The organism is Streptomyces seoulensis (assembly GCF_022846655.1).
Taxonomy (GTDB): domain Bacteria; phylum Actinomycetota; class Actinomycetes; order Streptomycetales; family Streptomycetaceae; genus Streptomyces.
In genome coordinates this window covers 4943292-4959413 of the sequence record NZ_AP025667.1, presented here as the reverse complement: position 1 = coordinate 4959413, position 16122 = coordinate 4943292, and the positions used below count along the sequence as shown (strand labels likewise).

Genomic DNA, 16122 nt, shown 5'->3' with positions numbered 1-16122 from the left:
CCGTACGATCGAGGGATGAGCACGCGGATCGCATTCCTCAAGGGACACGGCACCGAGAACGACTTCGTGATCGTGCCCGACCCCGAGAACGCCATCGATCTGACGCCCGCCGCCGTGGCCGCCCTCTGCGACCGCCGTGCCGGCATCGGCGGCGACGGTGTCCTGCACGTGGTGCGCTCCGCGGCGCATCCCGAGGCCCGTGACATGGCCGCCGAAGCCGAGTGGTTCATGGACTACCGCAACGGCGACGGCTCGATCGCCGAGATGTGCGGCAACGGAGTGCGTGTGTTCGCGCGCTACCTCCAGCACGCCGGACATGTGGGCGAAGGTGACCTCACCATCGCCACGCGCGGGGGCGTGAAGCGGGTCCACATCGCCAAGACCTCCGAGGACGGTTCCGGCGCCGGAGACGTCACCGTGGGCATGGGCCGGGCCCGCCTGCCCGAGGGTGAGGTCACGGTCAGGGTCGGCGCACGCGAATGGCCCGCGCGGAACGTGAACATGGGCAACCCGCACGCCGTCGCCTTCGTGGACGACCTCGATCACGCCGGTGACCTCTACACCGCGCCGCCGGTCGGCCCGGAGGGGGCCTACCCGGACGGTGTCAACGTGGAGTTCGTCGTCGACCGGGCCCCCGGGCACGTCGCGATGCGCGTGCACGAGCGGGGTTCCGGCGAGACCCGTTCGTGCGGCACCGGCGCGTGCGCCGTCGCCGTGGCCGCCGCCCGGCGCGACGACGCCGACCCGGCCGTCACCGGCACCCCGGCGACCTACGTCGTTGACGTGCCCGGCGGCCGGCTGGTCATCACCGAGCGGCCGGACGGGGAGATCGAGATGACGGGCCCCGCCGTGATCGTCGCCGAGGGCGAGATCGCCCCCGAGTGGCTGGAAAACGCACCCCGCTGACCTGGACGTACCGCTCCCTGGCGGCTCCGGAAGCCGGGGACCAGCGGTTCTCCGACAGCAAGGCACTTCGAAACCGCTGACGACTGGAGGGCACGTGGCGCAAACTCTAAACCTCCCCGTCGTCGCTCGAATGGGTGATCCGTTTCACGCTGGCCGAGAGGCGGTCGGTCGCACGTGATGGGCTCGGTAGCATCAAGCACCGGCACGGACGGGGGAACGTCGCCAACCCTGAGTCGCGTATGCCCTTCGGGCCCCGTCCGCCGGTCCACGAGCCGGAGGTGCCCATGAGTGCGGAGGCCACGAACCCTGCGAGCCCAGGCCCGGTAGCGCCCACGGCGCCCACGGTGGCCCGCAGGAAGTCCCGGCCGCGGATCGACCTGCGCAGGCTCGGCCGGGCCGCGCTGCTCGGCCCCGCAGTGCGGAGCAGACTGCCCGACGCCATCGGGCACGTGGCCGAGGCCCACCGCGCCCACCACCCCGACGCCGACCTCGACCCCCTGCGCCGCGCCTACCTCCTCGCCGAGTCCTCCCACCGGGGCCAGATGCGCAAGAGCGGCGAGCCGTACATCACCCACCCCCTCGCGGTCACCCTGATCCTCGCCGAACTGGGCGCCGAGACCACCACCCTGACCGCCTCCCTCCTCCATGACACGGTCGAGGACACCGAGGTGACGCTCGACCAGGTCCGCGAGGAGTTCGGGGAGGAGGTCCGTTATCTCGTCGACGGCGTGACCAAGCTGGAGAAGGTCGACTACGGCGCCGCCGCCGAGCCGGAGACCTTCCGCAAGATGCTCGTCGCCACCGGCAACGACGTACGCGTGATGTCGATCAAACTCGCCGACCGCCTGCACAACATGCGCACCCTCGGCGTGATGCGCCCCGAGAAGCAGGCGCGGATCGCCAAGGTCACCCGCGACGTCCTCATCCCGCTCGCCGAACGACTCGGTGTGCAGGCCCTGAAGACCGAGCTGGAAGACCTCGTCTTCGCCATCCTCCACCCCGAGGAATACGCCCGCACCAGCGAACTCATCGCCGAGAACGCCGCCCGCGAGGACCCCCTGGCCGAGGTCGCCGACGAGGTGCGCGCCGTGCTGCGCGAGGCCGACATCCCGGCCGAAGTGCTCATCCGGCCCCGCCACTTCGTCTCCGTCCACCGTGTCTCCCGCAAACGCGGTCCGCTGCGCGGCACCGACTTCGGCCGCCTGCTGGTGCTCGTGAACGAGGACGCGGACTGCTACGCCGTCCTCGGTGAACTGCACACCTGTCTGACGCCGGTCGTCTCGGAGTTCAAGGACTTCATCGCCGTACCGAAGTTCAACCTCTACCAGTCGCTGCACACCGCCGTGGCCCGCCCGGACGGCCAGGTCGTCGAAGTCCTCATCCGCACCCACCACATGCACCAGGCCGCCGAGGCCGGCGTGATCGCCCTCGGCAACCCCTACACGCCGCCCGCCGAGGAGCAGACCGCGAGCCTCGACGGCGAACGCGCCGACCCCACCCGCCCCGGCTGGCTCTCCCGCCTGCTGGACTGGCAGCAGGGTGCCTCCGACCCCGACACCTTCTGGTCCACCCTGCGCGACGACCTCGCCCAGGACCGCGAGATCACCGTCGTCCGTCCCGACGGCGGCACCCTGGGCCTCCCCGAGGGCGCCACCTGCGTGGACGCCGCCTACGCGCAGTACGGGGAGGACGCCCACGCCTGCATCGGCGCCCGCGTCAACGGCCGCCTGGCCACCCTCAGCACCGTCCTGCGCGACGGCGACACCGTCCAGTTGCTCATGGGGCAGGACCCGGCCTCCGAGCCCTCCCGCGAGTGGCTGGACCACGCCCACACCCCGGCCGCGCGCATCGCCATCCAGCGCTGGCTGGCGGCCCACCCCGGCGCCGACGGCCGCTCCCCGGACGCCGCCGACGGACCCGGCGGGACGCGTCCCACCAGCAGCGCCCCGGCCGCGCGCCCCAGGGGCGCCGACGTCCTGCTGGACGAGCCGGGCGGCCCGGTGCGGCTCGCCGGATGCTGTACGCCCGTGCCGCCCGACGGCATCGTCGGCTTCGCCGTGCGTGGGGGAGCGGTGACCGTGCACCGGGTGGAGTGCTCCATGGTCGCCGACATGAAGAACCGGGGGCGCGCGGAGATCGCCGTGCGCTGGGGAGACACCACCGCGTGCCGGGTCACCCTGGTCGCCGAATCGTTCAGCCGTCCGCATCTGCTGGCCGACCTCACCGAGGCGATCGCCCAGGAGGGCGCCGAGATCGTCTCCGCCACCGTGGAGTCACCCAACCAGCAGCGCGTCCGCCACACCTACACCCTCCAGCTCCCCGACGCCGGCGAACTGCCCACCCTGATGCGCGCGATGCGCGACGTGCCGGGCGTGTACGACGTGAGCCGTGCCCAGGCGCCCGCCGCCTGACCGACGGAAAGCGCGGAAGACCCCGCCGGACCGACCCGATCGGGTGGGTCCGACGCGCGCCGTCGCCGCCGGACGGCGGCGCGCTGGTAGCGGTGGGGCATGCTGCTCACTCGCCCCACGCGCCCCCACCCCGCACGCCGGTTCCTCCGGCGCCCGAAGGCGGCCCTGCTCGCCTCGGCCGTCACGGTCTGCCTCGTCGCCGCCGGAGCCCCCGCCGAACCGCTGGGCGTCGGCGACCGGATCTTCCCGGACCTGGGCAACCCCGGCTACGACGTGGCCGCGTACGACCTGGCCTTCACCTACCCCGGCAGCAACGACAAGCCGCTCCGTGCCGTCACCACCATCGAGGCCCGGATCACCAGCTCCCTGAAGCGGATCAACCTCGACTTCGCGCACGGCACCGTCGAGTCCGTCGAGGTCGACGGCCGCGAGGCCGACTTCACCGGTGCCGGTGAGGACCTCGTCGTCACCCCGGACCACGCGCTGCCGCTGGGCAGCCTGACCCGGATCACCGTCCGGCACACCAGCGACCCCATCGCCGCCGAGGATCAGGACGGCGGCTGGGTGCGGACCACCGACGGCCTCGCCATGGCCAACCAGGCCGACGCCGCGCACCTGGTCTTCCCGTGCAACGACCACCCCTCCGACAAGGCGATGTTCACCTTCCACGTCACCGCCCCGAACGGCTACACGGCCGTCGCCAACGGGCTGCCGACCGGCGCGGTGAAGGCCGGCGACTCCACCACCTGGAGCTACCGCTCCCAGCACCCCATGGCCACCGAACTCGCCCAGGTGTCCATCGGCCGCTCCGCCGTCGTCCACCGCGAGGGCCCGCACGGGCTGCCGCTGCGCGACGTGGTGCCCGCGGCCGACAAGCAGGAGCTGGAGCCCTGGCTCGCGAAGACGCCGGACCAGATCTCCTGGATGGAGAAGAAGATCGGCCCCTACCCGTTCGAGACCTACGGCGTGCTGATGGCGCAGGCCAGCACCGGTTTCGAGCTGGAGACCCAGACCCTGTCGCTGTTCGAGAAGGACATCTTCACCGAGCCCGCCTACCCCAAGTGGTACATCGAGTCGGTCATGGTCCACGAGCTGTCCCACCAGTGGTTCGGCGACAGCGTCAGCCCCCGCACCTGGTCCGACGTCTGGCTGAACGAGGGACACGCCACCTGGTACGAGGCCCTCTACGCCGAGGAGAAGGCGGACCGGCCCCTGGAGGCCCGCATGAAGGCCGCCTACGGTGCCTCCGACCGCTGGCGTGCCGCCGGGGGACCGCCCGCCAGGCCCAAGCCGCCCGCCCCCGGCCAGAAGATCGGCATCTTCCGCCCCAACATCTACGACGGGGCGGCGCTGGTGCTGTTCGCGCTGCGCCAGGAGATCGGCGACGCCGCCTTCGAGCGGCTGGAGAAGGTGTGGGTCCAGGAGAACCGGGACACCAGCGTCGGCACCGCCGACTTCGTCCGCCTCGCCTCCGCCATCGGCGGCCGCGATCTGACCGGCTTCTTCCAGGACTGGCTGTACGCCGAGAAGACCCCGGCCATGCCCGGCCACCCCGACTGGAAGCAGGTCCCGCCTCCGGCGCCCTCGGACTCGGCCGAGCGGAAGAGCTGACCCTCCGGTGCCCCTCGCCCTGGTGCCGGACGGCCCGGCGCCACGGCGGATAACACGATGACGCGGTGGTCCGCGCCGTGCGAACATCTTCCGGTCGGCGCGGCGCGGCGCACGGGAATCTCTCGGGACACCCGCGCGTTGTCCCTGATGCACACCGGTCCCTCGCCGACTGAAGGTCGTACGACCGTCGGACCGGTCCTCCCCTCGACGTTAAGGATCCAATGACCTCCTCCTCTTCTTCCCCTTCACAGGACGCCAAGCGCCTCGCGCACGCTTACCCCGAAGGTCTTCGGGCCGATGCCCTGATGGAAGAGGACGTCGCCTGGAAGCACGACATGGACGGCGAGCGTGACGGCGACCAGTTCGACCGCTCCGAGCGCGCGGCCCTGCGCCGTGTGGCGGGGCTGTCCACCGAGCTGGAGGACGTCACCGAGGTCGAGTACCGCCAGCTCCGCCTGGAGCGGGTCGTGCTCGTCGGGGTGTGGACCACCGGCACCGCCCAGGACGCGGACAACTCCCTCGCGGAGCTGGCCGCCCTCGCGGAGACGGCGGGCGCCCTCGTGCTCGACGGCGTGATCCAGCGCCGCGACAAGCCCGACGCGGCCACCTACATCGGCTCCGGCAAGGCCCTGGAGCTGCGCGACGTGGTGATGGAGACCGGCGCGGACACCGTCATCTGCGACGGTGAGCTGAGCCCCGGCCAGCTCATCCAGCTCGAGGACGTCGTCAAGGTCAAGGTCATCGACCGTACGGCCCTGATCCTCGACATCTTCGCCCAGCACGCCAAGTCCCGGGAGGGCAAGGCGCAGGTCGCGCTCGCGCAGATGCAGTACATGCTGCCGAGGCTGCGCGGCTGGGGTCAGTCGCTGTCCCGGCAGATGGGTGGCGGTCGCGGTGGCCTGGCCACGCGTGGTCCCGGTGAGACCAAGATCGAGACGGACCGGCGCCGTATCCGCGAGAAGATGGCGAAGATGCGCCGGGAGATCGCGGAGATGAAGACCGGCCGCGAGATCAAGCGCCAGGAGCGCCGCCGCAACAAGGTGCCCTCCGTCGCCATCGCCGGTTACACCAACGCGGGCAAGTCCTCCCTGCTCAACCGCCTCACGGGCGCGGGGGTCCTGGTGGAGAACGCCCTGTTCGCCACCCTCGACCCGACCGTCCGCCGCGCGGAGACCCCGAGCGGCCGGCTGTACACCCTGGCCGACACCGTCGGCTTCGTACGGCACCTGCCGCACCATCTGGTCGAGGCGTTCCGCTCCACCATGGAGGAGGTCGCCGACTCCGACCTCATCCTGCACGTGGTGGACGGATCGCACCCGGTCCCGGAGGAGCAGCTCGCCGCCGTGCGTGAGGTGATCCGGGAGGTCGGCGCGACCGGCGTACCCGAGATCGTCGTGATCAACAAGGCGGACGCGGCCGACCCGCTGGTCCTCCAGCGGCTGCTGCGGGTCGAGAAGCGGTCCATCGCCGTCTCGGCACGCACCGGTCGGGGTCTGGAGGAGCTGCTCACCCTGATCGACGACGAGCTGCCCCGTCCCTCGGTCGAGGTCGAGGCGCTCGTGCCGTACACGCAGGGCAAGCTCGTCGCCCGCGCCCACACCGAGGGCGAGGTGCTCTCCGAGGAGCACACCGCCGACGGCACCCTGATCAAGGTCCGGGTGCACGCGGAGCTGGCGGCCGACCTGGCCCCGTACACGCCGGCCGCCTCCGCCTGACCGGCGGTCCACCGGAGCACGAAGAGGCCCGCCGTCCCCTTGCGAGAGGGGGCGGCGGGCCTTCGTCATGCGTGCGGGGCGACTACCGGCCCGCGAACTTCGCGCTCACCGAGTCGTACACGCCCTTGGCCACCTCACCGAGCCGGGGACCGGCCAGCCAGCCCGAGGAGGCGGGGCCGATCGAGGTGTTGGAGACCAGCGTGGGCTCGCCGTCCGCGCCCTGCTCCACCCAGCCGCCGCCGGAGGAACCGCCGGTCATGGTGCAGCCGATGCGGTACATCGTCGGGTCCGCCTTGGTGACCGACAGCCGGCCCGGCTTGTCCTGGCACTGGTACAGCAACTGGCCGTTGTACGGCTCCGCCGCCGGGTAGCCCGTCGCGGTGATCGTGCTCACCTCGGTCGCGGCGGGAGCGGCGAAGTCCACCGGCAGCGCTCCGCCGACCGTCTCCTCCAGCGACTTGCCCCCGTTGCCCTGCTCCGGCGTCACATGGATCACCGCGAAGTCGTACGGGGCACCGTTGCCGCCCGTCTCGCCGCCCCCGTCGATCCACTGCTGCGAGGTCTTGGCGGCGTCCGCCCACCAGACACCGTAGGGCGCGACCTTCTCGCGGGAGGCGCCCTCCATCTCCGAGGAGGACAGGCTCTGGTTGTTGTACGACGGCGCGAAGGCGATGTTGCGGTACCAGCCGCCCTTCTTGCCCGCGTGCACGCAGTGGCCGGCCGTCCAGATCAGGTTGGACTTGCCCGGGTGCGCCGGGTCCTCGACGACCGTGGCCGAGCAGACCATCGTGCCCTTGGGGGAGTCGAAGAACACCTTGCCCGAGGTGGCCGCGTTGGTGTGGTACGGCGGCCTGACCGCCTTGGCCTGCACCGGCTGCGGCGTCGGGTCCGTCACGCCCTGGTCGCCGGAGAGGTCGTCGTCGCCGACCCGCTTGGCCGGGTCGTCGGCGCCCCGCATCCGGTCCTTGTCCCACAGACCGTTGATGATCGGGTTGATGAAGTCGTTGGCCTCGCGCAGCCAGTCGTCCCGGTCCCAGTTCTTCCAGGCGCCGTCCTTCCACTTGTCCATGTCCATGCCGTGCTGCCGGAGCTTGTCCTGAAGGTCCTGCGGGACCCGGACCTTCCCGTCGGAGCCCCGCGCGGCCGCGGACGGATCGCCGCCGGCGTCGTCGTCCCCGCCGCAGGCGGTGGCGGTCAGCGCCAGCGCCGAGGCGAGGGTGACGGCCGCCAGCACGCGGGAGGCCCGGCGGGGCGCACCCCTTCCTCGGCGAGCGGTGGACGACGGCCGTATGGATCGCATGGTGGTGACTCTCCCTGTTGTGACGGAACTTGGCGCTTCGGCCCGGTACCGGCGCCCAACTCGCTCCGAGTCGGGGCAGGTTCCAGGGCTGCCGGGAACGGGACCACACACTATGCGCTCGTCGTAGGGGACATCTGACGGGACCGCAACAGTTACGTCACGGCAAGGATCTTGACGCAACCCGTAACCAGGCGGCCGGACGGCTGTTGGTAGCCGTGGGGGACCGCTGCCTGCGCCCGTCCCCGACGAGCAACTCGCCTCTGGACAGCGGGAGGACAGCGAGCCGTGGCCGTGACCGAGTCGGAGGCCGACAGCACCCACCGGGGAACTCCGGCCGTGCACGAGGGGATTCTCAGGCGCCAGTCGGCGCACGAGTCCGCCGCGCGTACCTACGCCCGAGCCCTGCCGATCGTGCCCGTGCGGGCGCGTGGCCTCACCATCGAGGGCGCGGACGGCCGTCGTTACCTGGACTGCCTCTCCGGCGCCGGAGCGCTGGCCCTCGGCCACAACCACCCCGTCGTGCTGGAAGCCATCCGCACGGTCCTCGACTCCGGCGCGCCCCTCTCCGTGCTGGACCTGGCGACCCCGGTCAAGGACGCCTTCATCACCGAGCTGTTCCGCACCCTGCCGGCCGGGTTCGCCGACCGGGCCCGGGTGCAGTTCTGCGGCCCGGCCGGGACCGACGCCGTCGAGGCCGCCCTCAAGCTGGTCCGGGCCGCGACGGGACGCAGCGGCATCCTCGCCTTCACCGGCGCCTACCACGGCATGACCGCGGGTGCCCTGGCCGCCTCCGGCGGCGCCCCCGACCTCCAGGTCGGCCGCCTGCCCTACCCGCAGGACTACCGCTGCCCCTTCGGCGTCGGCGGCCCGCGCGGCGCCGAACTCGCCGCCCGCTGGACCGAGTCCGTCCTCGACGACCCCAAGTCGGGCGTGCTCAAGCCGGCCGGGATGATCCTCGAACCCGTCCAGGGCGAGGGCGGTGTGATCCCGGCGCCGGACGAGTGGATGCGGCGGATGCGGCGGCTGACCGCGGAGCGGTCCATCCCGCTGATCGCCGACGAGGTCCAGACCGGCGTCGGCCGCACCGGCGCCTTCTGGGCCGTCGACCACTGCGGGATCACCCCCGACGTGATGGTGTTGTCCAAGGCCATCGGCGGCAGCCTCCCGCTGGCCGTCGTCGTCTACCGCGAGGAACTCGACGTCTGGCCGCCCGGCGCCCACGCGGGCACCTTCCGGGGCAACCAGCTCGCCATGGCCGCGGGCACCGCGACCCTCGCCTATGTGCGCGAGAACGGCCTCGCCGGACGGGCCGCCACCCTCGGCACCCGCATGCTGAACCAACTCCGCCAACTGCAGGACGACTTCGCCTGCGTAGGAGACGTGCGGGGGCGCGGCCTGATGATCGGGGTGGAGATGGTGAACCCGGAAGGCGCACCGACGGGCGGGGCCGTGCCCGAGGCCCGCGGCTCCGGTACGGACCACTGGGACTCCGCGACGGTGCCCCACCCCGCCGACCCCGAACTCGCCGCGGCCGTCCAGCGCGAGTGCCTCGACCGGGGCCTGATCGTGGAACTCGGTGGCCGCCACAACAGTGTCGTACGGCTTCTCCCCCCGCTGACCATCAGCGACGAGCAGGCGTCGGCCGTACTGGACCGGCTCGCCGACGCGGTGACGGCCGCGAATCGCGACCACCACCCGGACTGCCCCGCCGAGCGCACGGGCTAGCCACCCCGGCCGGGCCGCCCCACTGCCGACGCACACCATCCGCGCGCGTCGGCGGACTCCGACGAGCCCACCCCGACGGCCGTCACCCCGCACCCTCGCCACACCTCCGTCGGGGCGGCCCCACCGCGCCCGGACACCCGTCCGGTGCGCGCCCGCACACCCGGCTCCCGTCACCGCCCCACCTCTCCTCCGCCACGCGGAACCCTCCGCGACCGACCCCGCACCCGCATCACCCCCGAGGAACCGTCATGAACGCCACCCCCGCACCCGACGGCCGTTCCGAGACCCCCGACGAACCGGCGGACCCCGGCGCCCACGGCGCCCCCGTGCCGCTGGCCGACGCGGTGCCGCACCAGAAGCGGCGCACACCGGGCGCCGGACGGCCGGGCGAGCCCGACGCCGACCCGCTGGAGGCGCCCGACCCGCACATCGCGGCCCAGGCGGCGGCCGTGGAGAACCTCCTGCGCTGCTGGGTGCGGGAGACCGGCCTCGCCTCCCCGGCCAGCGGCGTCCTGCACATCCCGCTGCCCGCCAGCGGCACCGCTCTCATCACCCCCGTCCGGCACTGGTCCCCGACCGGCTGGCACCGCTTCGGCCCGCCCCGGCTCGCGAGCGCCCCCGAGCACGCCCCCTCCGTCGACGCCGTCACCCTCGCCGCCCTGCTCACCCGTGAGACCCCCGGAACCGGCCCCGGCCGGGCAGCCACCGCCGAACCGCACGGCACCGCCGCGGCGGACGGCGCCGACCTCGTCGCCCGCGTCGCCGACTCACAGCGCCACACCGCCTCCTTCCTGCGCGACCGCCGCACCCACCCCGAGGACGGAGCGGACCTCTTCCTCAGCGCCGAACAGGCCCTGCTCCTCGGTCACCCCCTGCACCCCACCCCTAAGGGCCGCGAAGGACTCACCGAGGCCGAAGCCCGGCAGTACGCGCCGGAAGCGCGCGGCTCCTTCCCGCTGCACTGGATGGCCGTCGCCCCCGCCCTGCTCGCCTCCGACTCGGCCTGGACCGAGCGCGGCCGTCCGGTCCCCGCCGACCAACTCACGCGGCGACTCGCCGGAACCCCCCTTCCCTTGCCCGAGGGATACGGAGCCCTTCCCCTGCACCCCTGGCAGGCCCGCGACGCCCGGCACCGCGCACCGGTGGCCGCCCTGCTGGACTCCGGTCTCCTGCGCGACCTCGGCCCCCTCGGCACACCGTGGCACCCCACCTCCTCCGTGCGAACCGTCCACCGCTCGGGCTCCCCGGCGATGCTCAAGCTGTCGCTCGGACTGCGCATCACCAACTCCCGCCGGGAGAACCTCCGCAAGGAACTCCACCGGGGCGTCGAGGTGCACCGCCTGCTGCGCACCGGACTGGCGAAGCGGTGGCAGGCGGCCCACCCCGGCTTCGACATCGTCCGCGACCCCGCCTGGCTCGCCGTGGACGGCACGGACGGACTGCCCGTGCCCGGCCTCGACGTGATGATCAGGCACAACCCGTTCGCGCCCGCCGAGGACGTCGGCTGCGTCGCCGGACTCGTCTCACCCCGCCCGGCCTTCGGGCCGGGCTCGACGGCGGACCCCAGGTTCCTGCGCTCCCGCCTGGCCCAGCTCGTCGCGCGGCTCGCCGCCCGCACCGGCCGACCGGTGGGCGCCGTCGCCGCCGAGTGGTTCCTGCGCTACCTCGAACACGTCGTCCGGCCCGTCCTGTGGCTCGACGGTGAGGCGGGCATCGCCCTGGAAGCGCATCAGCAGAACACCCTGCTCCGTCTCGACCAGGACGGCTGGCCTGCGGGCGGCCGCTACCGCGACAACCAGGGCTACTACTTCCGCGAGTCCCGCCGGGCCGAACTCGACGCCCGGCTGCCCGGCATCGGCGAGCGCAGCGACACCTTCGTCTCCGACGAGGTCACCGACGAACGCTTCGCCTACTACCTCGCCGTCAACAACGTGTTCGGCCTCATCGGCGCCTTCGGCTCCCAGCGCCTTGCCGACGAACACCTCCTCCTCGCCGCGTTCCGCCGCTTCCTCACCACCGCCGCCTCCGGACCCGCCGCCCTGCGCAGCTCCCTGCCGGGAAACCTGCTCGACTCACCCGTACTGCGCTGCAAGGCCAACCTGCTGACCCGGCTGCACGGCCTGGACGAACTCGTCGGACCCGTCGACACCCAGTCCGTCTACGTGACCATCGCCAACCCCCTCCACTCCTGAACCCGTTCCCGTCCGCCCCATGAGAGGAGCGCGCGTGTCCCTCACCGACACCGGCGCCGAAGCCCTTCCCGTCCCGGTCGCCCCCGACGGCCCGGACCCGCGAGCCGGCGCGGACCCTGGTGCGAGCGCACTCCTCGGGGACGGCGAAGAGACGCTGAACCTGCGACTGCCCGCGGAATTCACCGCGCTCCGGGCGGAGTTGCCCGGCCAGGCCCCACCGCGGGAGACCGACCTGCTGGACGGCGTCCACACCTGGGGCCCGACCGCCACACCGGTGGGCGTCTTCGAGCTCGTCCCGGTGAACATCGACCGCGATCTCCCCCTTCTCCAGGGGTGGATGAACGACCCCACGGTCGCCGCGTTCTGGGAACTCGCCGGGCCCCAGGACCGCACCGAGCGCCATCTGCGGGCTCAACTCGACGGCGACGGACGCAGCGTGCCCTGCCTGGGCATGCTCGACGGCACCGCACTGAGCTACTGGGAGATCTACCGGGCGGACCTCGACCCGCTGGCCCGCGTCTACCAGGCGCGCCCGCACGACACGGGTATCCACCTGCTCGTCGGGGAGGCAGCGCACCGGGGGCGGGGGCTCGGCTCCGCCCTGCTCGCGGCCGTGGCCGAGCTGATCATGGAACGCCGCAGCGCCTGTACACGCGTCGTCGCGGAACCTGACATGCGCAACACCCCCTCGGTGACAGCTTTCCTCAATGCCGGGTTCCGGTGCTCGGCGGAGGTCGGCCTGCCCGGCAAGCGGGCCGCCCTCATGATCCGGGACCGGGTCCGGCGCGAATTCTCGTAGCACCACGTGACCGGGCGCTCACCTGTTGTACGTACGGCTGTTCCGTCGAGTTCCCGCCTTCGCGGAAAAAAGTTCAGGAGTTCGGAAGTGACCGCATCCCGCTCCGCACGCCCCGGCGGCCGGGCACGATTGTCAGTGGGGGGCCGTAGGGTGGTCGGGCTATGACGAAGCCCTCACTCCCCGAACTTCTCCACGCCGCCGTCTCCGCCGTCGGCGGCACGGAGCGCCCCGGCCAGGTGACCATGGCCGAAGCGGTCGCCGAGGCGATCGACGACAACTCCCATCTGCTGGTCCAGGCCGGTACCGGCACCGGAAAGTCGCTCGGTTATCTCGTGCCCGCGCTCGCGCACGGGGAGCGGGTCGTCGTCGCCACCGCCACGCTCGCGCTCCAGCGCCAGCTCGTGGAGCGTGACCTGCCGCGCACGGTCGACGCCCTGCATCCGCTGCTGCGGCGCCGGCCCGAGTTCGCCATGCTCAAGGGCCGGTCGAACTACCTGTGCCTGCACCGGCTGCACGAGGGCATGCCGCAGGACGAGGAGGACGGGCTCTTCGACCAGTTCGAGGCGGCCGCGCCCACCAGCAAGCTGGGTCAGGACCTGCTCAGGCTGCGCGACTGGTCCGACGAGACGGAGAACGGCGACCGGGACGACCTCACGCCGGGCGTCTCCGACCGGGCGTGGGCCCAGGTGTCGGTGTCGTCGCGGGAGTGCCTCGGCGCGTCGAAGTGCGCGTACGGGGCCGAGTGCTTCGCGGAGATGGCCCGTGAACGCGCCAAGCTCGCGGACGTCGTGGTGACCAACCACGCCCTGCTGGCGATCGACGCGATCGAGGGCGCCCCGGTGCTGCCCCAGCACGAGGTGCTGATCGTGGACGAGGCGCACGAACTCGTCTCCCGTGTCACCGGCGTCGCCACCGGAGAACTCACCCCCGGCCAGGTCAACCGGGCGGTGCGCCGCGCTGCGAAGCTCGTGAGCGAGAAGGCAGCCGACCAGCTCCAGACCGCCTCCGAGGGCTTCGAGCGGCTGATGGAGCTGGCCCTGCCGGGCCGCCTGGAGGAGATCCCGGAAGACCTCGCCTACGCCCTGGCCGCCCTCCGCGACGCGGCCCGCACGGTGATCACCGCGCTCGGCTCGACCCGCGACAAGTCCGTGCAGGACGAGGACGCCGTCCGCAAGCAGGCGCTGGCCTCGGTGGAGACGGTGTACTCCGTGGCGGAGCGGGTGCTGAACGGCTCGGAGTGGGACGTCGTCTGGTACGAGCGCCACGAGCGCTTCGGTGCCTCCCTGCGAGTCGCTCCCATGTCGGTGTCCGGGCTACTGAGGGAGAAGCTCTTCACCGACCGCAGTGTCGTCCTCGCCTCGGCGACCCTGAAGCTCGGCGGTGACTTCAACGGCGTGGGCGCCTCCCTGGGGCTCGCCCCGGAGGGGACCGAGGGCGACGACCTGCCGGAGTGGAAGGGCATCGACGTCGGCTCGCCCTTCGACTACCCCAAGCAGGGCATCCTCTACATCGCCAAGCACCTCGCCCGCCCCGCGCGGGACGGCGACCGCGGCGACATGCTGGACGAGCTGACCGAGCTGATCCAGGCCGCCGGCGGCCGTACGCTCGGTCTGTTCTCCTCCATGCGGGCCGCTCAGCTCGCCGCGGAGGAACTGCGGGTGCGCATCCCCGAGTTCCCCATCCTGCTCCAGGGCGAGGAGACGCTGGGCGAACTGATCAAGAACTTCGCGGCCGACCCCCGCACGTGCCTCTTCGGCACGCTGTCGCTCTGGCAGGGCGTGGATGTGCCGGGTCCCAGTTGTCAGCTCGTGGTCATGGACAAGATCCCGTTCCCGCGTCCCGACGATCCGCTGATGAGCGCCCGCCAGAAGGCGGTGGAGGACGCGGGCGGCAACGGCTTCATGGCGGTCGCGGCCACCCACGCGGCGCTGCTCATGGCGCAGGGCGCCGGCCGGCTGGTCCGGGCCACCGGGGACCGCGGTGTGGTCGCCGTACTGGACCAGCGCCTGGCGACCGCCCGGTACGGGTCGTATCTGAAGGCGTCACTGCCCGACTTCTGGTCCACGACGGACCGTAATCAAGTGCGCAAGTCGCTCGCGGCGATCGACGCGATGGCCAAGGAAGCCGAGGGGGCCGACGGGAAGTGAGCCGAGGGCGGGGGCGGCTCGGTGTACCGGCCCGCCCTCGCCGCTGACGGCAATGGCAGGGCCCCGGAACCGGCGCAGGGGTTCCGGGGCCCGGTGCGGGGGGACTAGCCGTGCGGCTCGTCCGGTGCGGGCGTCACACGCGGCGCAGTACCGCGACGACCTTGCCGAGGATCGTGGCGTCGTCGCCGGGGATCGGCTCGTAGGCCGCGTTGTGCGGGAGGAGCCAGACGTGGCCGTCCTCGCGCTTGAAGCGCTTGACCGTGGCCTCGCCGTCGAGCATGGCGGCCACGATGTCGCCGTTCTCCGCGACCGGCTGGCGGCGGACCGTGACCCAGTCTCCGTCGCAGATCGCCGCCTCGATCATGGAGTCGCCGACGACCTTGAGGACGAACAGCTCACCGTCGCCGACGAGCTGCCGGGGGAGGGGGAAGACGTCCTCGACGGACTCCTCCGCGAGGATCGGGCCACCGGCCGCGATACGGCCGACCAGCGGGACGTACGACGCGGCGGGCTTGCCGGCGGTGTCCGTCGGCTGGACGCTGACCGCCTGGTCGGAGCCGCGCACCTCGTACGCGCGGGGCCGGTGCGGGTCGCGGCGCAGGAAGCCCTTGCGCTCCAGCGCCATGAGCTGGTGCGCGACGGAGGAGGTGCTGGAAAGGCCGACGGCCTGGCCGATCTCCCGCATGGACGGCGGGTAGCCACGACGCTGCACGGAGTCCCGGATGACCTCGATCACCCGGCGCTGGCGGTCGGTGAGCCCCGAACTGTCCGCGCGGATGCCTGGAGGTCGGCCCGGCAGGGAGCGCTTGTGGCCCTCGGGCGCGGCTTCGTTCATCGCGTGCACCGGCTCCACCCGGCCCTGGGAGCGGTCCTGGGCGGTGATGGCGGCACTGTCTGCGGTCGTGGTCACGTCGGCCCCTCTCGATGGTCTCCCTGCTGCACAACGGTAGTAGCTTTCGAAAGGTTGCGCCAAACACACGTTCGAGTGAAAAAGTGCGATTCGCCTGACGCGATCAAGTGTCCAGGTGTATGGCTTACGCGACGTCCGGCGGGCAAAAGTGCCCATTGTTGTACTCTTCACCGCCGGGGCGGATGACCTCGCGGCCGTCGCCAGTGTGCCATTCGAACGGTGACCGGCCGGTGGCCGGGTCCCGCGGCGGTGTGATCCCCGCCGTGATTCCCCGAGGGCTCCGTGCGGTGTTCACGGTATCCCCGTAGGTCTGCTGGGCACTGCGGGGCGCCTGTGCGTGTCGCCCCGACGGGCTCCCTGGCCGCTCCCGGCGCCTCGGTCCGCAGCGACACGCGCGTTTCCCGCG

Annotated in this window: 10 protein-coding genes; 8 read left to right on the top strand and 2 right to left on the bottom strand. The window is 72.4% G+C overall.

Annotated features, from left to right (window positions below; all coding sequences use genetic code 11):
- Positions 1–15: 15 nt before the first annotated feature.
- The 4 genes from dapF (at position 16) to hflX (ending at position 6643) form a co-directional block, all read left to right on the top strand.
- Positions 16–906, top strand: a complete 891-nt coding sequence (gene dapF / locus HEK131_RS22810) for a diaminopimelate epimerase (RefSeq protein ID WP_244336841.1) — start codon at positions 16–18, stop codon at positions 904–906.
- 284 nt (positions 907–1190) lie between these two features.
- Positions 1191–3317: a RelA/SpoT family protein gene (locus HEK131_RS22805; RefSeq protein WP_244336840.1), complete on the top strand. Its 2127-nt coding sequence runs from the start codon at positions 1191–1193 to the stop codon at positions 3315–3317.
- A 99-nt stretch (positions 3318–3416) separates the two neighbouring features.
- Positions 3417–4928: a M1 family metallopeptidase gene (locus HEK131_RS22800; RefSeq protein WP_244336839.1), complete on the top strand. Its 1512-nt coding sequence runs from the start codon at positions 3417–3419 to the stop codon at positions 4926–4928.
- Between the two features lie 221 nt (positions 4929–5149).
- A complete protein-coding gene (gene hflX, locus HEK131_RS22795; protein WP_217460771.1) occupies positions 5150–6643 on the top strand; it encodes a GTPase HflX in 1494 nt (497 codons plus the stop codon).
- An 82-nt stretch (positions 6644–6725) separates the two neighbouring features.
- On the opposite strand, the gene HEK131_RS22790 is transcribed toward hflX, so the two are convergent.
- Positions 6726–7943 (bottom strand): trypsin-like serine peptidase, encoded by a 1218-nt coding sequence (locus HEK131_RS22790; RefSeq protein WP_217460772.1) that lies wholly within the window; start codon positions 7941–7943, stop codon positions 6726–6728.
- Between the two features lie 285 nt (positions 7944–8228).
- Here HEK131_RS22790 and HEK131_RS22785 point away from each other — a divergent pair, with 285 nt between their 5' ends.
- The 4 genes from HEK131_RS22785 to HEK131_RS22770 all read left to right on the top strand — a co-directional run bounded on the left by HEK131_RS22785 (position 8229) and on the right by HEK131_RS22770 (position 14806).
- Entirely contained in the window at positions 8229–9668 is a 1440-nt protein-coding gene (locus HEK131_RS22785) for a diaminobutyrate--2-oxoglutarate transaminase family protein (protein ID WP_244336838.1), read from the top strand.
- A 248-nt stretch (positions 9669–9916) separates the two neighbouring features.
- Complete coding sequence (locus tag HEK131_RS22780; protein WP_244336837.1) at positions 9917–11860, top strand: IucA/IucC family protein; 1944 nt, start codon at positions 9917–9919, stop codon at positions 11858–11860.
- A 19-nt stretch (positions 11861–11879) separates the two neighbouring features.
- Positions 11880–12659: a GNAT family N-acetyltransferase gene (locus tag HEK131_RS22775; RefSeq protein ID WP_432215668.1), complete on the top strand. Its 780-nt coding sequence runs from the start codon at positions 11880–11882 to the stop codon at positions 12657–12659.
- A gap of 161 nt (positions 12660–12820) precedes the next feature.
- Positions 12821–14806 carry an ATP-dependent DNA helicase gene (locus tag HEK131_RS22770; RefSeq protein ID WP_244336836.1) on the top strand — a complete coding sequence of 662 codons (1986 nt, stop codon included), beginning with the start codon at positions 12821–12823 and terminating at the stop codon, positions 14804–14806.
- 133 nt (positions 14807–14939) lie between these two features.
- Here the strand turns inward: HEK131_RS22770 and lexA are convergent, their stop codons facing one another.
- The gene (gene lexA / locus HEK131_RS22765) at positions 14940–15716 is read right to left on the bottom strand and encodes a transcriptional repressor LexA (RefSeq protein ID WP_030803240.1); all 777 of its coding nucleotides are present in this window, start codon (positions 15714–15716) and stop codon (positions 14940–14942) included.
- Between the last annotated feature and the right edge of the window lie 406 nt (positions 15717–16122).

Coding starts and splice junctions, on each gene's coding strand:
- HEK131_RS22790 (WP_217460772.1), bottom strand. CDS start 7,943: ATGCGATCCATACGGCCGTCGTCCACCGCTCGCCGAGGAAGGGGTGCG.
- HEK131_RS22770 (WP_244336836.1), top strand. CDS start 12,821: ATGACGAAGCCCTCACTCCCCGAACTTCTCCACGCCGCCGTCTCCGCC.
- HEK131_RS22780 (WP_244336837.1), top strand. CDS start 9,917: ATGAACGCCACCCCCGCACCCGACGGCCGTTCCGAGACCCCCGACGAA.
- HEK131_RS22775 (WP_432215668.1), top strand. CDS start 11,880: ATGAGAGGAGCGCGCGTGTCCCTCACCGACACCGGCGCCGAAGCCCTT.
- HEK131_RS22805 (WP_244336840.1), top strand. CDS start 1,191: ATGAGTGCGGAGGCCACGAACCCTGCGAGCCCAGGCCCGGTAGCGCCC.
- dapF (WP_244336841.1), top strand. CDS start 16: ATGAGCACGCGGATCGCATTCCTCAAGGGACACGGCACCGAGAACGAC.
- hflX (WP_217460771.1), top strand. CDS start 5,150: ATGACCTCCTCCTCTTCTTCCCCTTCACAGGACGCCAAGCGCCTCGCG.
- HEK131_RS22800 (WP_244336839.1), top strand. CDS start 3,417: ATGCTGCTCACTCGCCCCACGCGCCCCCACCCCGCACGCCGGTTCCTC.